The following is a 16,099-nucleotide window of genomic DNA, read 5'->3' as shown; positions in this document are numbered from 1 at the left end:
CTTCTCGTCGCGAGGGGCGAGCGCCGGTATACTCCCGTGAAGTGCCTCTGGCTCGCATCGGGGGCGCCGCGCTCCACGGCCCTCCGGTGGGTTCAGCATCTCGAGAGGCGCCAGCTCGTCCGGCGTATCAGCGACCCGGACGATGGGCGGCGCCAGTTCATCGTGCTAGACGAGCGGCTGGCGCGCAGGCTGGTGGAGTTTCTCCGCATGGCGGGCTAGTCACAGGGCTGTGGTGGCTGGTGAACGTCGGGCCCCGCGGGCACCTGCCGGGCTTCGCGCCAGGTAATTGCGATCGGCGTGCATTCTCGGGAGCCCTGGCCGTTGGCGGAGCCGCTTTTCTTCATGGATGGGGACGGACCCGCCTACTCGCAGGTCAGGGAGGCGATTGCGCGGCCGATCCTGGCCGGCCGGCTCCAGCCAGGCGACAGGATACCCCCGGAACAGGAGCTCGTGGGGCTGTTCGCCGTCTCCCGCATGACGGTCAACCGGGCGCTGCGGTCACTCGTGGAGCAAGGGCTGATCACGCGGCGGCCGAGGCTGGGGACGGTCGTCGCTCGCCAGTTGGGTGAGCATGCGGTCCTCCAGATCGACGATCCGGAGGTGGAGGTGACGTCCGAGGGTGCCCGCTACAGCTTCGAGCGCCTGGAGCGCAGCGTTCTGCGTGCCGATGCCTCGCTTGCCCTCGAGCTCCAGGCGCCGGGCGGAGCCGAGCTGGTGCACGTGCGATGCCTGCATCGGAGCGACGGCGCGCCGTTCCTGCTGGAGGACCGCTACATCAACGTTGGAGCGGTGCCGCGCGTTCGGGAGGAGAGCTTCGCCAGCATCTCCCCGATTAGGTGGCTGCTGGACGAGGTCCCGGGTTATGCGGCGGAGCACGTGATCCAGGCGGTCGCGGCGGACGGCGAGACCGCCTCCCGGCTGCAACTGAGCGAGGGGGCGCCCTGTCTCCTCGTGCAGCGCCGGACCTGGCGGGCGGAGACGTTCGTGACCGCCGTCAGCCTCTACTACCCGGGCGACCGCCACCGCCTCACGGGCGTGTTCGGGCCGGCCCTCCGCGGCCGCGGCCTCGACCCTAGAGCGACGCGAAGCGAGCGCGGCCACAGGCGATCGCCTGCTCCGCCACGTAGGCGGCCATGACGATGTCCTGGGAGGCGATCCCCACCGACTTGAAGACGGTGATCTCTCCGCTCCCGCTTCTGCCGGGATGGCGGCCGAGGAGGACCTCGCCGATCTCCGCCTGCACGTGGCTGGGCGTGACCAGCCCAGTCCTGAAGGCGGCGAGCAGCTCCCCCGCCTGATCCATGATGGAAGGCCAGTAGTCGATGAAGACGGACGCTCGCCTCATCAGCTCCGGTTCGACTTCCCAAGAGTCGCTGGTACTTGAGCCCACGAGGTTCAGGTGCGTGCCCGGGCCGATGGCCTCGGCACACACCAGGGGCTCTCGCGCCGCCGTGACGGTGCACACGACGTCCGCCCCCGCTACCGCCTCGAGGGGGTCGTCGCTGGCCCGGATGGGCAGCAGGTCGCCGTGGCGGGCCAGTATCTCATCGAGCGCCATCGGATTCCGCGTCCATACCCGGCACTCGCCCCAGTTGCGCACCGGTGCGAGGGCCTCGATGTGCGCCACGGCCTGCTCGCCGGATCCCAGGATCGTGAGCACCTTGGCGTCCTTGCGGGCTAGCCGGTCGGTGGCGAGCGCTGAGACGGCTGCCGTCCGCAGCGCCGTGATCGTTGCTCCGCAGAGGATGGCGCGTGGCGTGAGGCCCTCCGCCTCATAGAGGATCATGAGCCCGAGATGGCTCGACCCCTTGCGGGAGGCGGGCGGCACGAGGCTGATCAGCTTCAGGCCGGCAGCCGCGATCGGCCTCACGAAGCCGGGCATGGCGCTGAGCATCCCCAGGCCGTCCGGGAGCTTGAGGCAGCGGCGGAGGGGCAGCTCGACCTCCCGCAGGCTCGTCATCTTCATCGCTGCCGCCATGAGCTCGCGTGACACGTCGGGCGTGACGAGATCGCGGATCGTCGCTCCGTCGATCAGCTGCAGGTTCATCCGCTGGCGCCTACCCGGGTGCTCGCCGCCGCGGCGACGTCCTCATCGCCCGGGTAGCCTCGGGCAGCCATGACCCGGATGAACACGGTCGCATTCAGCGTCATGACGAAGCCGTAGATTATGGCCGTGATGGCGAGATCCACGCTCCTGAGCAGGGTGAGCGACAGGTACATGGCCATGGTAGCGTTGTGGATGCCCACTTCGAGCGCGATGGTGAGCGAATCGCGGCGATCCAGTCGCATCAGCCGCCCCAGCGCCAGGCCTGTCGTCATGGCGAGGACGTTGAGGAGGAACACGGCCGGTCCGACGCGCCAGAGGTTCCGCACCACGACATCGAAGCTGACCAGCAGCTCTAGCGTGATGACGGAGAAGAGGACGACGAGCGCAGCGGGCCTCGACCATCTGGCGATCTGCGCGGCGGCGTTCGGCATGAGGCGGCGGACGGCCATGCCCGCGGCGATCGGGAGCACCGTCATCCTGGCAAGCGTGGCCATGGTGGCGGGGGCCGACAGGTGCGGAGCGTCCGCCGCCACGTAGTAGTGGCCGAGCGCCCACGACAGGTAGAGGGGGGCCGCCACCACGCAGAGACTGCTGGTGAGGACCGTCAGCGTGACCGCGAGTGCGACGTTGCCCCGTGCGACGTGGGTCATCGCGTTGGACGTGACGCCTGCTGGCGACGCAGCGAGGATGAAGAGGCCCATCGCCAGGCCTCCGGTGAGGCCGAGGAGTGCTGACACGGCGATGGCCAACGCGGGCATGAGCACGAGCTGGCCGATAAGGCCTGCGCCGACGGCGCGGGGGTTCCGCCCGACGAACAGGAAGTCTGCGGGCCGGAGGCTAACGCCCAGGCCGAACATGATCAGGATCAGGCCGCCAGGAACGATGCCGAGCGTCACCAGGTCGATGAGACCGCCCTCGCCGGATATCATCGGACAACACCCGGAGCAGAGGGTTCCTTGTTCTCCGACTGGCTACTCAGACGACGCATGTCGGGTCTCCCTTGTCGTCCGTCGAACCGCCCGTTGACCGGGATGATCAACGAATGCTTAAGTGGTTATGCATTTTGGGGGCAGATCGCGCCATGGGTTCCTGCCTGGTCATACTCGCGTCGGCACGATCCCGCGGCAACACGGCGATCGCGGTGGAGAGGCTCGCCTCGCGGATGGGGAGGCGACCCGAGGTGGCAGACATGTGCCGGATGAACATCGTGCCGTTCAGCTACGGTTCCGGGGATTGCGATGACGTCGCGAGGCTGCGTCGAGCGATCTCCGAGTCCTCCAGCGTCGTGTTCGCCACGCCGGTCTACTGGTACGCGATGAGCGCGCTGCTCAAGACGTTGCTGGAGCGGCTCGGTGATCCTTCGCATCAGCCGCCGGGCGCGGGAACCGGCTGGGAGCGGAGCACCTGGCTGATCGCGACCGGCGGCGATCCCGTCCTTCCGCTCGGGTTTGAGGTTCCGCTGATACGCGCCGCCACTGCCATGAGGATGCATTGGGGAGGCACCGTCTACGTGCGGAGTCACGACGGCGAGCCTCCGCAGGAGGACGAGCTTCGGCAGCTGGATGGGCTTGGTGGTGAGATCGAAGCACCGCCGCACACGGGCAGGCACAGGGTGACTCTGTCGCATGCTGAGGGCGTACCTGCCCCAGCGTCTGTGGTCCCGCACCGATGGGACCGGTGAGCGTATCCGGTTCGCCGGGCCTCCAGCATCAGGACCAGGCGTCGCGGAAAACGCGGGCGAAGTTGCCGCCCAGGATCTTCTCCACCCGCGCGCTGCTGTGGCCACGGCGAAGCAGGTCGTCGGCGAGAAGCTCGAAGCGGCGCGGACTGTTGTACTCCGGCACGATCAGCATCACGTCGGCGCTCTCACCCGGCGCCGCGAAGCCAGCCTTGGTGCGGCGCTCGTGGCTCTCCTGCAGGTGCTTCCGGTAAGCGTCCATATTCGTGATCGCCGGCACGCCGCCGTCGGTGCCGAGTCCCACATGGTCCTCCCCGGCGACGTTGATCGCGTGCTCGAGATGCCTCCACACGTCCTCGGCGTGCGGCTGGCTGCCGATCTTCAGGAAAGGCATGAAGTAGATCCCGAGCACGCCTCCCTTGGACGCAAGCGCGCGGATGACCTCGTCGGTCGTGTTGCGTGGAGTGTCCGCCAGCGCACGGCAGCCGCTGTGGCTGACGACCACGGGCTTGCTGGAGGCCTTGATGCCGTCCATCTGGGTGCGTGAGCCGGCATGGCTCATGTCGACCAGCATGCCGGCCTTGTTCAGAGCGGCAACCAGGTCGTGGCCGTGCTTGCTGAGACCGCCATTCGCGGGCTCCAGGCATCCGTCGCCTGCCAGGTTTCGGAGGTTGTAGGTCGGCTGGACGATCCGGACGCCGAGGTCGCGGAAGACCTCGACGTTTCCGAGATCGGTTCCGAACATGGTGCTGTCCTGGAAGCCGAAGATCACGCCGAGGCGGCCGCTCTGCTTGGCACGGGCGAGATCCTCGTGTCGCTCCACCTTCATCAGGAGGTCGGGGGAGCGGCTGACGATCCCGTTCCAGTACGCCAGCGTTCCCACCGAGTCCTCGAATGCGGATGGCGCGTTGCCCACGCTGCCGACCGTAAAGTTGATCGCGGTGATGCCGGAGGACCTCAACTCGGACACGAAGCGGGGAAGGAGCGAGCCGGGTGCGTCGGCCGGATCGAACGCGGTGAGGTAGCTCAGGCCGTCGATCACCGTGGCGCGGGCGTAGACCTGCTGGGCAGCTCTCGACAGCTTCGTCTGCGCAGCGGCGGACTGGGGCAGGGCCGCCAGCACGGCAGCCGCCGCGCCTCCGGCCAGGAAGTTGCGCCTCGAAGGCGCCATTCCAGTCTGGTTTTCATGAACCTCTTTCACGGACGTTCCTCCTTGTCCTCGACGGCCAGGCCGGCCCCTCGCGCGAGCGCCACTGGATCCATGGCAATGCCCTCCTTCATTACCATCCGGACGTCCCGGACCGCACCTACGTCCCGCGCGGGATCGCCGCCGACGAGGACGAGGTCGGCCAGCTTGCCCGGCTCGATCGAACCCAGCGTCCCAGCCTTGCCCATGATCGTAGCCGGTACGATCGTGGCCGATCGGAGGGCCTCGGCGGGGGTAAGGCCGGCCTCGACATAGAGCTCCAGCTCGCGCGCGATCTCCAGGCCAAAGCCGTCCGTGCCCGCGACGATCGGGACACCGCCCGCGTGCAGCGCGCCGACGAACCGCCTCAGAGCTAGATGGCCGCGGCGCATCTGGTCGCGGGTGAGCCCTGCCGGGGGGGCGTACCCGCCCTGGCGGAGGCCGCGTTGGAACTGGACGGGCAGCGCCTTCGCATATGGCGACAGTGCCGGCGGCATCTCTCCCGGCTCGAGCGTCCAGAGCATCTCCGTGACTGAGAGCGTAGGGTCGACCGCGGCGCCCCTTCGCTTCAGTTCCGCGACGTAGGACCGGACCTGCTCGGAGTTCAGGTCGAGCTCGGCGGCGAAGCGGGCCGGTCCGAAATGGGTCCGGTCTCGGTGCGGCTGGCTCAGCACCGAGTTGGGCGCGAACTGGAGGAGCGCGTGGTTCGCGTGCGTCAGCTCGTCATAGCCCTGCTCCAGCGCGTGCAGCGGACGGGTGCCGGCGGGCATGTGGCCCTGGAGCCGCAGGCCCAGCCGCTTCGCCTCGCGGGCAAGCTCCTGGACCAGCCCTGGCTCCAGCGAGTTGTAGATCTTCAGGCCGAGATATCCCTTGTCCAGGGCCTCCTGCGCCGCGGCGCGGGCATCCTCGGGCGAGGAGACGGGGCGTGCGGTGTAGTTCATGGTCGGCCCGGGTCCGTCGACGACCATCAGGGGCAGGATGCGCGGTCCGAGCAGTTCCCCTGCATCGATCCGACTGCGGAGCCGGACCATCACGTCCGGCAGCGTTCCCATGTCCCGGACCGTGGTGATCCCCGCGGATAGCAAGAGCGCGCCGCTGCTCGTCCCGACCATGTGCTTGTGGCTGTCCCACAATCCCGGAAGGATCGTCATCCCCCGGGCGCTCAGCCGCAGGGTTCCGGCCGGCACGGCGAAGCTGCCTGCGGGTCCGACCCTCTCGATGTTCTTCCCGTTCACGAGGACGCTCTGGCCGTCGAGAAAGCGGCCAGCCTTCGCGTCGAACAGCCGACCGCCCTCAAGCAGCACTGGCCCGGTGTGCCTGCGGGCCAGCTGCCTGGCGAGGGAGGTCTCGCGCTGCTCCAGCGCGGACTCCTGCCGGCGCTGCAGCTCGGAGGAGAGACCCGTGCATCCGTTGGGCAGGAGGCTGATCGGGCCTGCGTTCCCGAACGCCTTTCTTCCCTCGAACCAGATGGGCTGGGGTGTCAGGTCGAGACCGCTGATGAGGTATGCGGTGAGCTTCCTCTCCCGTCCTCCGCACCTGACCTGCGCATTGGCGAGCCGCTCCAGCCTCGCGGCGCCCGAAGGGGCCAGCCGCATCTCGGAACGGGGATGCGCGACGAGCCACTCGGCGAGTGCGAACGTGGCGTCCGCCGTCCCGGCCAGCGGCAGGTAGAAGCTGCGGGCGGTCACCCGTCCGGTGCCGGCGTCGGAGCTGGACTTGAAGGTGTAGGTCTTCCCGTCGGTTCTGTAGCTCTCCGCGACCTTCCCCTCAGGACCGGTTCCTTCAACCGTCAGCGCCTCCAGGGTGCCGTCCTTCCGCTGCGACAGCCGCTGAGAGAGCTCGAAGCGGGTGCTCCTCTCCTGGAAGACCTCATGCGACAGGCGGACGCCTGAAGCGTCCCGCCACGTCTTCAGATGGCCGAACTCCTCCCGGCCGTTGGTGAAGGTCCAGCTCCGGGCACCGGCCGGGATCACCACCTTCTGCGTGTCGGATGCGGTTGGCTGCGCCATGGCTCGCGCGGCGACGAGCAGGGCTGCGGCTGGAAGGATCGCGATGCTGCTCAACGGTGGGAACGCGGTTGCCGAGCGGGCGTGCGGCGGCAAGGCGGGAGAGGACCTGGACATGAGGAAGTGCTTATAGACATGCGCCCGACCGCGCACCCGAGCCGTCCCGTTTTGGACCTTTTCGCCGCTCTGACCTGTGACCCTGTCGGCCGCGTTGAAATGGCGCGCTCCGGGCTATACCCGAGCCGAAGGAGCCTCGACTGGCTTGGCTGCTTCTCCCGAACGCAAGTGCTCGGAGATCCGGTCCGCGAACGGCCGGTCCTGAAGGAGCCGGATAACGCCTTCCAGGGACTGCTCCAGGTCCAGACCGGCCTCCCGGGAGAGCTGCGCCGCAGCCGAGTTCGTGGCCGACCAGCAGCGCTTCAGCACCGGAAGGAGCTCCATGCTCCTCTCGGTGAGATGCACGAGCCGCTCGCGCCCGTCCGAGCCGCGCTCCAGCCTCGCCAGACCCGCCCGGACCATCTCGGAGACCGTCTGACTCATCCCGGGATGGCTTACCCCGGCATGGAGGGCGATCTCCCGAATCGGGGCGGCTCCCCGCTCCTCGAGGAAGCGCATGACGGGCGTGAACCTGGGCCTGTAGTCCAGTCCCATCGAGCGGTAGGTGCGCTCCACGTCGCCATCCAGCAGGTCCAGCAGATGCCGGAGCAGGGTTCCGAGAGTGCGCCGGCTGCTGGTCATGTCCGCATGTAAGCAGGCGACCTGCGCCACAACAACCCGTTGGAATGGGCTTGCCACTTAGCTGAGCAAATGTATAAGCGCTTACATATATATGGAGGTTGCTTGATGGTCTTCCTTGCTGTTCTCGCTGCTGCCGCATCCTGTCCTGCCCAGACAGAAGTGCTTCAGGAGGTCGCACGCCAGATAGAGCGCGACTACGTGATCGCCGCGGAGGCCAGACCACTGGCCGAGGACGTGAGGAGTTGGGCGAGACAAGGGCGCTTCGCCGCGAACTGCGGTGACCTGCGCATCTTCGCCTCACGGCTCGAGGAGGAGCTGAAGAGGCGCGACCAGCACTTCAACATCATCGTTCCGGACGGCGCAGGCACTGACAACTCGGGATACGAGGATTGGCGTCGCGAGGCGCACGACGCCAATGCGGGCGTGCGGCAGGTGGCGGTCTTCGAGAACAACATCGGCTATCTGCGCCTGTCGGAGTTCTTCTCCTGGGATCTCGCCCGACCGAAGATCGCCACGGCGCTGTCGCTGCTGGCGGACTCGCGCGCACTGATCCTTGACCTTCGGCAGAACGGTGGGGGGGACGGCGAGACAGCGGACAATGTTCTCGCCGCTCTCGTCCCTGAAGGGTCGACGCTGCTCGGCTGGATGGAATCGCGCGCTGGCAGGCGGGAGAACAGGACGCTTCCAGCGACGGCGCTGCCGAGGTGGCCCGCGGATCGGCCTGTCGCGGTGCTCGTGGACCGGCGCAGCGGTTCCGCCTCAGAGGCGGTGGCGTTCCACCTGCAGTCGCTGGGACGAGCTGTGATAGTCGGCGACCGCACCTTCGGGTCTGCACACCTCTACGGTGAGGAACGGAAGCTCCCGGGCGGGCTCCGGATGACGGTCCCGCAGGAACGGCCGATCGGCCTCCGGACCAGTGCGAGCTGGGAGCGTATCGGCGTCAGGCCTACGGTCGCCGGAGGGGACGATCCGCTCTACGTCGCTCGACGGCACCTTGAGGGTCTTCTCGGCGCGACGCGGAAGTAGCCACGCGGCTGCGGTCCACCGTCCTCGCGGCTGGGGCGGCCGCTCGCGCGAAGCGGCCGGGCGAACTGCCGGTGAGAGTCTTCACCGCGCGCGTGAGGTGGGACTGATCGGCGAAGCCGAGCGAGAATGCCAGGTCGGCAAGCCCCATTCTGCTGGTCCTGAGCGTCTCCACCGCGCGGAGTGCTCGGGTCTCGGCCCTGAAGCGTTTGGGGCTTACGCCGAAGACCTGGCGGAAGCCTCGACTTACCGATTGTGGAGCGAGGCCGTGGGCGGACGCCCACTCCGCAATGGTCAGGTCGCTGTCGCTCCTGAGCTCCTCTGCCAGCAGGTCGGGCCAGTCGGGGACAAGCCTGGGCGCCGGCCGGAGTCCTGCGAGCATGGCTTCGGCGGCCGCGACAGGATCCGTTCGGGCCAGGCGCAGCACCTCCTCGCCAAGAGAGCACTCGTAGTGCCCCGGAGTGAACGAGAGGTCGGGCAGCGGAAGGTTCAGGACCAGGGTGCGGCTGCGGGTCGTGAGGTCTTGGTGCGCCTCGTGGGCGTGGTGGAGCACGACCTCGCCTGGCTGCACTGAGAACCGTCCTCGATCGCCGGCCTCGGTGTAGCCGCCTTCCGCCAGGAGCGCGACGTAGCCAACGGCATGCCGGTGGCGCCGGATGCAGGCGCCCGGCTCCAGATGCTGAAGTCCCGACGTGATATGGGTGTGCGACACAGCCCCTCCGTCAACGGATGTGCGCGATCCGGTGCCGGATTGGAAGCGGCGGGGGTGGGCTCTGACTGCGAGGTTAAGTCCGTTCAATAGGCGCGGTCGGAGCGGGACTAGGGATGACGCCCATGACCAGCCCACCAATGATGTCCCGCCGGGGTTCAGACGGCCCCATCTCCTTCAAAGCGCCTTCAGCGCTGATCCGTCTGGTCTGCGCCGGCGTGACGGCCCTCTGGTTAGCCGCCAGCTCCCCGGCGGCGGCCCAGACTGATCGGCAGTTCAGCCCCGCCGAGCTTCGACAGGACTTCGATCATCTCTACTCCGGTCTGAAGCAGGCACACGTCGACCTATACGCCTTCGCTTCCAGGCGGGAGCTTGACGCGGCCTTCCGGAGAGAGCGTGCCAGGCTGAACCGCCCGATGTCCCGAGCCGAGGCTGCGGTGCGCTTCAACCTGTTCACGGCGCGAGTCCGCATGGGGCACACGCGCATCGAGGAGGTCGATGAGGGCTGGAGCGCTTTCCAGTCGAACGGAGGGCTCATCCTGCCCGTCCGGATCCGCGTCGTCGAGGGCAGGGCCTTCATCACCGCCGATCATAGCGGAAGCAGGTCCGTAGAGCCTGGTGATGAGCTCGTCAGCATGGATGGTCTGCGCGCCTCAGAGTGGCTGGTCCGCACGCGACGCCACATCGGCGCCGAGAGCGCGTACATGGCCGACTCCCTGCTCGAGTTCATGTTCCCCAGGCTGGTCTGGCGCGAGCTTGGCGAGAGGGCCTCGTTCGATCTGGTGCTTCGGCGCTCCGGAAGGCTGCTGAGGGTCAGGCTTCCGGCCCGTAAGGCAAGCGATGTGCAGGAGGCGCGCTCGGCGGACCGGTTGCGGCTGGTCCTGACCGACGAGAGGAAGGCCAGGGTCCTGCCCGGCGGCATTGCCTATCTGCGGCCAGGTCCCTTCTACGAGCCCTATGCGTCAACCCCGGCCGGGATGTTCGATGCCGCGGCCTTCACGGCCTTCATCGACAGGTCCTTCTCGGACTTTCTTGCGTCGGAAGCCACGGATCTCCTGATCGACCTCCGGGACAATCCTGGAGGCGACAACAGCTTCAGCGACCCGATGATCGCCTGGTTCGCGACGAAGCCCTTCCGCTTCGCCTCCCGCTTCGAGGTGAGGGTGAGCCCTCAGTCGGTCGCAGCGAACGCCGCGAGGCTTGGCCCCCGGCCCGAGGAGGCGAACGCCGGCACGAAGGCCTACGCCGAACTCTACTCGAGAACTCCCTTGGGCAGCCGCGTGAAGGTCGAGCAGCCCTGGATGGGGCCCAGAGCCGGTCGCCGCTTCGGAGGACGGGTCTATGTGCTGCAGGATCGACACAGCTTCTCGAATGCCGTGCTCGTGAGCGCCATCGTTCAGGATTTCGGCTTCGGCGTCATACTGGGGGAGGAGACGTCGGACATGGCGACGACCTATGGCGCGGCGGAGCAGTTCAAGCTGCCTGAAACGGGACTGACCGTCACCTTTCCGAAGGCTTTCATCGTCCGCCCCAGCGGGGACACCCGATCTCGCGGCGTCGTGCCGGACCTGAGGTTGCCGACACCTGTGCTGCAGTCTCCGTCCGATGAGGTGCTGGAGTCCGCGCTAGAGGAGATCCGCAGAGGACGGCCGAAAAGCTGAGGGCCAGTGGTCCAACCTCGCCGCGCGTGCTGTGGTCACACCGAGATCGCCTCCCTCAGAGGGTTTTCCGATGCAGATTTGCGAGGTTCCGTCCCACGTTGACACCCAAAACGACTGTGGCCGGCGGCTGAGAGGTGCGAATGTCCGCTCACCGGTTTGAGGTCGCCAAGAAGATCAAGGACGCACTCGACTCAACAAGACAAGGGGGTTTCAAGATGAACATGTTCAGGATTGCTGCAACTTCACTGCTGATCTCGGTTGCCGGCTCTGCCGGGGCGGCGACGACGGTGAAGAACACCGACCTGCCGGACGTGAGCGGCAACTTTGGCGCGGGAGTCGCCGCTACTGTGACGGACGCGAATGGTACCCTGACCACCGTGACGGGGCCGAGCGGCTCGGCGAACCGGGCAGGAGCGGGCCTGGTGCTGGACAAGTGGGCCCAGCAGAACGTTGGGGCTAACGCCTCGGTGGGCATCACCAAGACGCGCGCCCGTTCGGGTAACGGCTCGGTGGAGTTCATCGGGACCAGCGCCAACGGCCATCCCGACCAGAACGGCAATCCCGGCAGCGGATCGAAGGCGGACCTCGAATACTACTTCAGCCAGCCTGTCCGCCTCTCGGATTTCGTCAGCGCATCGTACGACTGGTACCGCTCCTCCGCCTCCACCACTGACGGGATCCAGACGGCATCGCTCCGCCTGCTCGTCAACACTGGCGGGCTGACGCTGCCGCTCTCGACGGCGCTGATCTACGAGCCATACTACCAGTCGGCGCCAGGCAACGTCGCGACGGATGCGTGGGTCTCGGAGAGCATCGGCCTTTCATCGCAGTTCTGGAACAACAGCGGGCTCGCCAATCCGGGAGCGTTCACCAACTCGCTTTCCGACTGGATCGGCGCCAATCCGGACCTGCTCGTGGTAGGACTGAGCTCCGGCATCGGCTCCGGCTGGAGCGGCACCTTCTCGGGCGGGATCGACAACGTCGCTTTCGATTTCGGCAGCCGCGCCGACAGCTTCAACTTCGAAGTGGCCGCGGTGCCGGAGCCGGCCACCTGGGCGATGATGATCGGCGGCTTCGGTCTTCTGGGGGCGGCGACGCGGCGTCGTCGTTCGGTGCTCCGGGTCGCATAGCACCCGGTTCATCGAGGGGTGGTGGCGCTCGCCCCCTGAAGGCGCTGCCACCCCGTCGATGACCTCAGTTCGGGGGGACAGATCTCACTGGTACGGGAACCGACCGGCATGACCTTGGACGCACTGTTCTGGTTCCTCCATCTGCCGGCCCTGGCGGCGTGGATCCTGCTGCTGGCACCGCACGACGTCAGGCGTATCGCGGCTGCCAAGGGCGCGGGACTGCTCCTCGCACTCGCCTACTGCGCGCTCTTCTTCGCTGGCAGGGGTGCGAGCACGCTCGTCGCCGACTACTCGCTTGAGGGTATCGCCGAGTTCTTCGCGGTGCCGGGGCTGCGTCTCGCCGGGTGGACCCACTACCTCGTCCTGGATCTCTGGGCGGGCATCTGGGAATCGGAGGAGGCGGCACGCAGGGGCATGCCGTCGTGGCAGCTCAGGCTTTCATTGCTGCTGACCGCTTGCGTCGGACCCTTCGGCCTGGTCGTGTTCCTGCTGCTTGGATGGATCAGAGGAATTCTTCAAGCACGCCCGGGTCAGTCATAATGCTGCCTGAACTGACGATGCGCGACGCGACCTGCACCGTCCTCTTATGTCGTGTCCGAACGAGCTGACCTACTGCCGGAACAACCCAGTCGCCCTTCTTAGCCTCGCAGCCTCCATCAGACGTTTCTGGGTGAGGATCAGCTCGACGTTCCGGATGTCCGAGATTCGCGTGCCGGGGTCGCCCTGCACGAGCACGAGCTCCGCGAGCTTGCCCACCTCGACGGAGCCGGTGCGGGCCGAGAGTCCGAACGCCTCGGCGGGTGCGATCGTGGCGGAGGCGAGCGCCTCGGCAGGGGTGAGTCCAGCCTCTACGTAGAGCTCCAGCTCGTGTGCGAGCACCAGGCCGTTCATGTCCGAGCCCGCGACGAAGCGCACGCCCTTCCTGCGGAGCTCCGGGAGCAGCTCCTTCAGCCGGCCGAACGCCTTCAGGATGGCGGGGCGGTCAAGGCCGGGCGCTGGGGCGATCCCGCCCTGCCTCTGCCCACGCAGGAACTGGTAGTCGAGGCTCTCGGCAATGGGCCGATAGGCCGCCCCGATGTTCCCGTCCTGATCGGTCCAGAGGTGCTCGAGCACGCTCAGCGTCGCGTCCACCACGACTCCGCGTCGTGCGATCTCGTCGAGGAGGCCGCCGATGCTCGGACCGGTGACGTCGATCTGATCGGCAAGCCGCATGGGGCCGTAGTGCCGCTCCAGCGTGTCGGTCCGGTTGATCACCTCGTCTGGGGCGGCCTGCAGGAGCAGGAAATTGCCGTGGTTGATCTCGTCATAGCCGGCCATGACCGCGTCCAGCGCGCGCATACCGTGAGGCACGTGACCCTGCATCCGGAGCCCCAGCCGCTTCGCCTCCGCGACGATGCCGGGCACCAGCTTCGGGTCCAGCGAGCCGTAGGTCTTCACGCCTGCGAAGCCCTGGCGCTTGGCCAGCCTCACGGCCTCGAGCGCTTCCGCCTCCGTGCTCACCTTGACGCCCACGAAGACGGAGAGCGGCCCCGGACCGTCGATGATCATCATCGGGATCACCCGTGGTCCCAGGAGCCGGCCGTCCTCGATCCGGCGCATGCGCGGGATGATGTCCTCGGCGAAGTTGCCCGGATCCCGGACGCTGGTGATGCCCTGCGAGAGGAGCAGCGTCCCGGCTTCGTCGCTGAAGAAGTGCAGGTGGCTGTCCCACAGTCCGGGCAGGAGCGTCCTGCCCGCACCTGGCACCACGCGGGCACCTCGTGGTATCCGGGTCCGGCCACTCTTCCCGACCGCAGTTATGACGCCGTCCTCAACCACGACGGTCATGTGCTCCGCGAAGGATCTCGCCCTGGAGACGAAGAGACGCACGTCCTTGAATGCGACAGGCTGCTTGAGGACCGGCGCGAGTTCCGACACTAGCGCGCTGGCGCGCTCGGCGGCCCGCTCGTCCTGGGCCTTCTTCAGGTCCGCGGCGACGTGCTCCCACCCTCTCGGGAGGCAGGTGTAGCCACCCGCTCGGCCGTAGCCGAGGGACTGCGCCACGCCGAAGACGGTCGCACCGTCGAACCAGATCGGCTGGCGACCGAAGCCGCCCCTCAGCTGGTAGCCGCTCAACTCCTTCGTCTCGGCACCCTTCCGGACCTGCACGCGGCCGAGGAGCTCGAGCTCGGCCTTGCCGCCGGGCGCGATCTCGACCGATCGGCTGGGCGACCGCAGGGCCGCCTCGGCAAGGTTGAACAATGCGTCGATGGATTCGGCGAAGGGGACGTAGTGGAGATTAGGACGGAACGGCCCGGATCCCTCGTCGACGAGGCTCTTGAACCAGTAGCCGCCCGGCGTGGCCGAGTAGCTCTCCTCCACGGGTCCGCTGGACGTGGTGCCCCTGATCGTGAGGAGCTTCAAGTCGCCCCCGGCATCGAACCTCGTCTCCTGCTCGACCTCGTAGGCGTAGCCGCGGTCCAGCAGGCTGTCCCGGGATCGTCGCGCTCCGCTGCCGTCGGACCACCGTGCGAAGCTTCCATAGCGCGTGCCGCCGACTGTGAGGTCGCACGTCCACGCATGCTCCGGGGCCGCGGACAGGGTAGGTGCAGCGGCTGGTTGCTGAGCGGACGCTGCAGACGAGCATGCACACAGGAGCGTGATCGCGACCGGCATAGCCGACGAGGCCATGCGCTGGCTACGCCGAGGAGCGGCATGGGGCTGCACCGGATGCAGCAGGCCGTGCGCTGCCATCAAGGTTCCAGGCCGTTCCATCAGTCCGCCTCCATGTCGCATCCCCTCATCAGCTACCATTCGGAGGGACGTGGCCGCGTTGCCTAATGGGTGATCGGAGGTGTGTCCCACGCACCGGCGCACTCCATCCGCTGAAAGGTCGCAGGGATGCATCGGTCCACTGTCCTGGCCTGCTGCTTGTCGCCTCTTCGAGCGTGTGCGAACGCTGCCGGGATGTCCGAGCCTGCCAGAGACGCTGCCCCAGACGCGGAGTGGATGCCTTCGAAGGGTCTGCCCCCTTTTGCCGCGCTGCGCGCGTTCGAGGCGGTCGGCCGACTGGGCGGCATCCGGAAGGCGGCGGCGGCGCTCTCCCTCCACCACGCGGTCGTGAGCCGGCACATTGCCTCGCTCGAGCAGTGGATCGGGCAGCCGCTGATAACCCGGGATCGCCGGCTCAAACTGCTCACCGAGGTGGGGCAGCGCTACCATGAGCGGGTGCACCAGGCGTTTGCCGAGCTGGCTGCGGCCACCGAGGAGGCGAAGGGCGAGGGCGGGCGCCGTCGGCTCAGGATATGGACCAACGGCGGCTTCGCTTCGAAGTGGCTGTCCCGCCGCATCTCGGAGTTCGAGGCCTTGCAGGGCTCCCTCGAGATCGAGCTGCGGCCCTCCGACAGGGCGCCGGACCTGCTGAATGGGGAGGCCGAGGTGGACGTCCGGTATTTCGGCGACAGCTACTCGCCGGATCCCGGCGGCCGGAGTCTCAGGCATGTCGAGCTCGTCCGGCCCCACATCATGGCTGTCGCCGCGCCGGGTCTTGCGGCCAGGCTGGAGCCGCTCGGCTCGGCTGCCGACCTGCTCCGACAAACCCTGCTGCACGAGGAGGACGACGCGCAGTGGCGTGCCTGGCTAGCGGTGCGGGGGCATCAGGTCGCGGGTGAGATCGCCGGCCCGAGACTGTGGCACGCGCACCTGGCGATCGCGGCTGCGGTGGAGGGGAGGGGTATCGCCCTCGCCAGCGCGTACCTCGTCTCCGACGAGCTCAGGTCCGGCTCGTTGGTCGTCCTGCCCGATCCCGACGCTCCTGCGCCGGAGGTGCCTCTCGGCGGCTACGTTCTCTCGACGCGCGCCGACCGGTTCGACACGCTGCTGCTCCGGCGCTTCAGGCGGTGGCTCGGGGACGCCCTCTCGGTGACTTGAGGGCACCGCGCG

15 protein-coding genes are annotated in these 16,099 nt (G+C 67.8%); 8 read left to right on the top strand and 7 right to left on the bottom strand.

What is annotated here, in order from left to right:
- Positions 1 to 36: 36 nt before the first annotated feature.
- On the top strand, positions 37 to 219 hold the full coding sequence (locus VGT77_RS04520; RefSeq protein ID WP_327459996.1) for a hypothetical protein: 183 nt from the start codon (positions 37 to 39) through the stop codon (positions 217 to 219).
- Between the two features lie 102 nt (positions 220 to 321).
- Entirely contained in the window at positions 322 to 1,137 is an 816-nt protein-coding gene (locus VGT77_RS04515; RefSeq protein ID WP_327459994.1) for a UTRA domain-containing protein, read from the top strand.
- Here the strand turns inward: VGT77_RS04515 and VGT77_RS04510 are convergent.
- Positions 1,073 to 2,047 (bottom strand): ornithine cyclodeaminase family protein, encoded by a 975-nt coding sequence (locus tag VGT77_RS04510; protein ID WP_327459992.1) that lies wholly within the window; start codon positions 2,045 to 2,047, stop codon positions 1,073 to 1,075. The two genes, VGT77_RS04515 and VGT77_RS04510, sit on opposite strands and share 65 nt — an antisense overlap.
- Entirely contained in the window at positions 2,044 to 2,976 is a 933-nt protein-coding gene (locus tag VGT77_RS04505) for a bile acid:sodium symporter family protein (RefSeq protein WP_327459990.1), read from the bottom strand. The genes VGT77_RS04510 and VGT77_RS04505 overlap by 4 nt, the downstream gene beginning before the upstream one ends.
- Before the next feature lie 152 nt (positions 2,977 to 3,128).
- Between VGT77_RS04505 and VGT77_RS04500 the strand changes: the two genes are divergently transcribed.
- Positions 3,129 to 3,728 (top strand): flavodoxin family protein, encoded by a 600-nt coding sequence (locus tag VGT77_RS04500; RefSeq protein ID WP_327459988.1) that lies wholly within the window; start codon positions 3,129 to 3,131, stop codon positions 3,726 to 3,728.
- Between the two features lie 28 nt (positions 3,729 to 3,756).
- On the opposite strand, the gene VGT77_RS04495 is transcribed toward VGT77_RS04500, so the two are convergent.
- From VGT77_RS04495 to VGT77_RS04485, 3 genes are all read right to left on the bottom strand, one after another.
- A complete protein-coding gene (locus VGT77_RS04495) occupies positions 3,757 to 4,848 on the bottom strand; it encodes a dipeptidase (protein ID WP_327459986.1) in 1,092 nt (363 codons plus the stop codon).
- Between the two features lie 74 nt (positions 4,849 to 4,922).
- The gene (locus VGT77_RS04490) at positions 4,923 to 6,974 is read right to left on the bottom strand and encodes an amidohydrolase family protein (protein ID WP_327459984.1); all 2,052 of its coding nucleotides are present in this window, start codon (positions 6,972 to 6,974) and stop codon (positions 4,923 to 4,925) included.
- A gap of 174 nt (positions 6,975 to 7,148) precedes the next feature.
- Complete coding sequence (locus tag VGT77_RS04485; protein ID WP_327459982.1) at positions 7,149 to 7,655, bottom strand: MarR family transcriptional regulator; 507 nt, start codon at positions 7,653 to 7,655, stop codon at positions 7,149 to 7,151.
- Between the two features lie 105 nt (positions 7,656 to 7,760).
- On the opposite strand from VGT77_RS04485, the gene VGT77_RS04480 reads away from it, so the two are divergent.
- Positions 7,761 to 8,681, top strand: a complete 921-nt coding sequence (locus VGT77_RS04480; RefSeq protein ID WP_327460125.1) for a S41 family peptidase — start codon at positions 7,761 to 7,763, stop codon at positions 8,679 to 8,681.
- Here the strand turns inward: VGT77_RS04480 and VGT77_RS04475 are convergent.
- The gene (locus VGT77_RS04475; RefSeq protein WP_327459980.1) at positions 8,602 to 9,390 is read right to left on the bottom strand and encodes an AraC family transcriptional regulator; all 789 of its coding nucleotides are present in this window, start codon (positions 9,388 to 9,390) and stop codon (positions 8,602 to 8,604) included. The genes VGT77_RS04480 and VGT77_RS04475 overlap by 80 nt on opposite strands.
- A 122-nt stretch (positions 9,391 to 9,512) precedes the next feature.
- On the opposite strand from VGT77_RS04475, the gene VGT77_RS04470 reads away from it, so the two are divergent.
- The 3 genes from VGT77_RS04470 (at position 9,513) to VGT77_RS04460 (ending at position 12,718) form a co-directional block, all read left to right on the top strand.
- The gene (locus tag VGT77_RS04470) at positions 9,513 to 11,048 is read left to right on the top strand and encodes a S41 family peptidase (protein WP_327459978.1); all 1,536 of its coding nucleotides are present in this window, start codon (positions 9,513 to 9,515) and stop codon (positions 11,046 to 11,048) included.
- Between the two features lie 140 nt (positions 11,049 to 11,188).
- A complete protein-coding gene (locus tag VGT77_RS04465; RefSeq protein WP_327459976.1) occupies positions 11,189 to 12,178 on the top strand; it encodes a PEPxxWA-CTERM sorting domain-containing protein in 990 nt (329 codons plus the stop codon).
- Between the two features lie 114 nt (positions 12,179 to 12,292).
- Positions 12,293 to 12,718: an abscisic acid-deficient protein Aba4 family protein gene (locus VGT77_RS04460; RefSeq protein WP_327459974.1), complete on the top strand. Its 426-nt coding sequence runs from the start codon at positions 12,293 to 12,295 to the stop codon at positions 12,716 to 12,718.
- Positions 12,719 to 12,787: 69 nt separating this feature from the next.
- On the opposite strand, the gene VGT77_RS04455 is transcribed toward VGT77_RS04460, so the two are convergent.
- Positions 12,788 to 14,932 carry an amidohydrolase family protein gene (locus VGT77_RS04455; RefSeq protein WP_327459972.1) on the bottom strand — a complete coding sequence of 715 codons (2,145 nt, stop codon included), beginning with the start codon at positions 14,930 to 14,932 and terminating at the stop codon, positions 12,788 to 12,790.
- 192 nt (positions 14,933 to 15,124) lie between these two features.
- Between VGT77_RS04455 and VGT77_RS04450 the strand changes: the two genes are divergently transcribed.
- On the top strand, positions 15,125 to 16,087 hold the full coding sequence (locus tag VGT77_RS04450) for a LysR substrate-binding domain-containing protein (protein ID WP_327459970.1): 963 nt from the start codon (positions 15,125 to 15,127) through the stop codon (positions 16,085 to 16,087).
- The last annotated feature ends 12 nt before the right edge of the window (positions 16,088 to 16,099 follow it).

Source organism: Sphingomonas sp., from assembly GCF_035944535.1.
Lineage (GTDB): Bacteria > Pseudomonadota > Alphaproteobacteria > Sphingomonadales > Sphingomonadaceae > Sphingomonas_B.
Note: the sequence above shows the minus strand (reverse complement) of the source record. Positions and strands in the feature narration are given on the sequence as shown.

What these genes read in the sequence shown, in the direction of transcription:
- VGT77_RS04480 (WP_327460125.1), top strand. Translation starts at nt 7,761, where the DNA reads ATGGTCTTCCTTGCTGTTCTCGCTGCTGCCGCATCCTGTCCTGCCCAG.
- VGT77_RS04465 (WP_327459976.1), top strand. Translation starts at nt 11,189, where the DNA reads ATGTCCGCTCACCGGTTTGAGGTCGCCAAGAAGATCAAGGACGCACTC.
- VGT77_RS04500 (WP_327459988.1), top strand. Translation starts at nt 3,129, where the DNA reads ATGGGTTCCTGCCTGGTCATACTCGCGTCGGCACGATCCCGCGGCAAC.
- VGT77_RS04455 (WP_327459972.1), bottom strand. Translation starts at nt 14,932, where the DNA reads ATGGAACGGCCTGGAACCTTGATGGCAGCGCACGGCCTGCTGCATCCG.
- VGT77_RS04485 (WP_327459982.1), bottom strand. Translation starts at nt 7,655, where the DNA reads ATGACCAGCAGCCGGCGCACTCTCGGAACCCTGCTCCGGCATCTGCTG.
- VGT77_RS04470 (WP_327459978.1), top strand. Translation starts at nt 9,513, where the DNA reads ATGACCAGCCCACCAATGATGTCCCGCCGGGGTTCAGACGGCCCCATC.
- VGT77_RS04450 (WP_327459970.1), top strand. Translation starts at nt 15,125, where the DNA reads ATGTCCGAGCCTGCCAGAGACGCTGCCCCAGACGCGGAGTGGATGCCT.
- VGT77_RS04505 (WP_327459990.1), bottom strand. Translation starts at nt 2,976, where the DNA reads ATGATATCCGGCGAGGGCGGTCTCATCGACCTGGTGACGCTCGGCATC.
- VGT77_RS04510 (WP_327459992.1), bottom strand. Translation starts at nt 2,047, where the DNA reads ATGAACCTGCAGCTGATCGACGGAGCGACGATCCGCGATCTCGTCACG.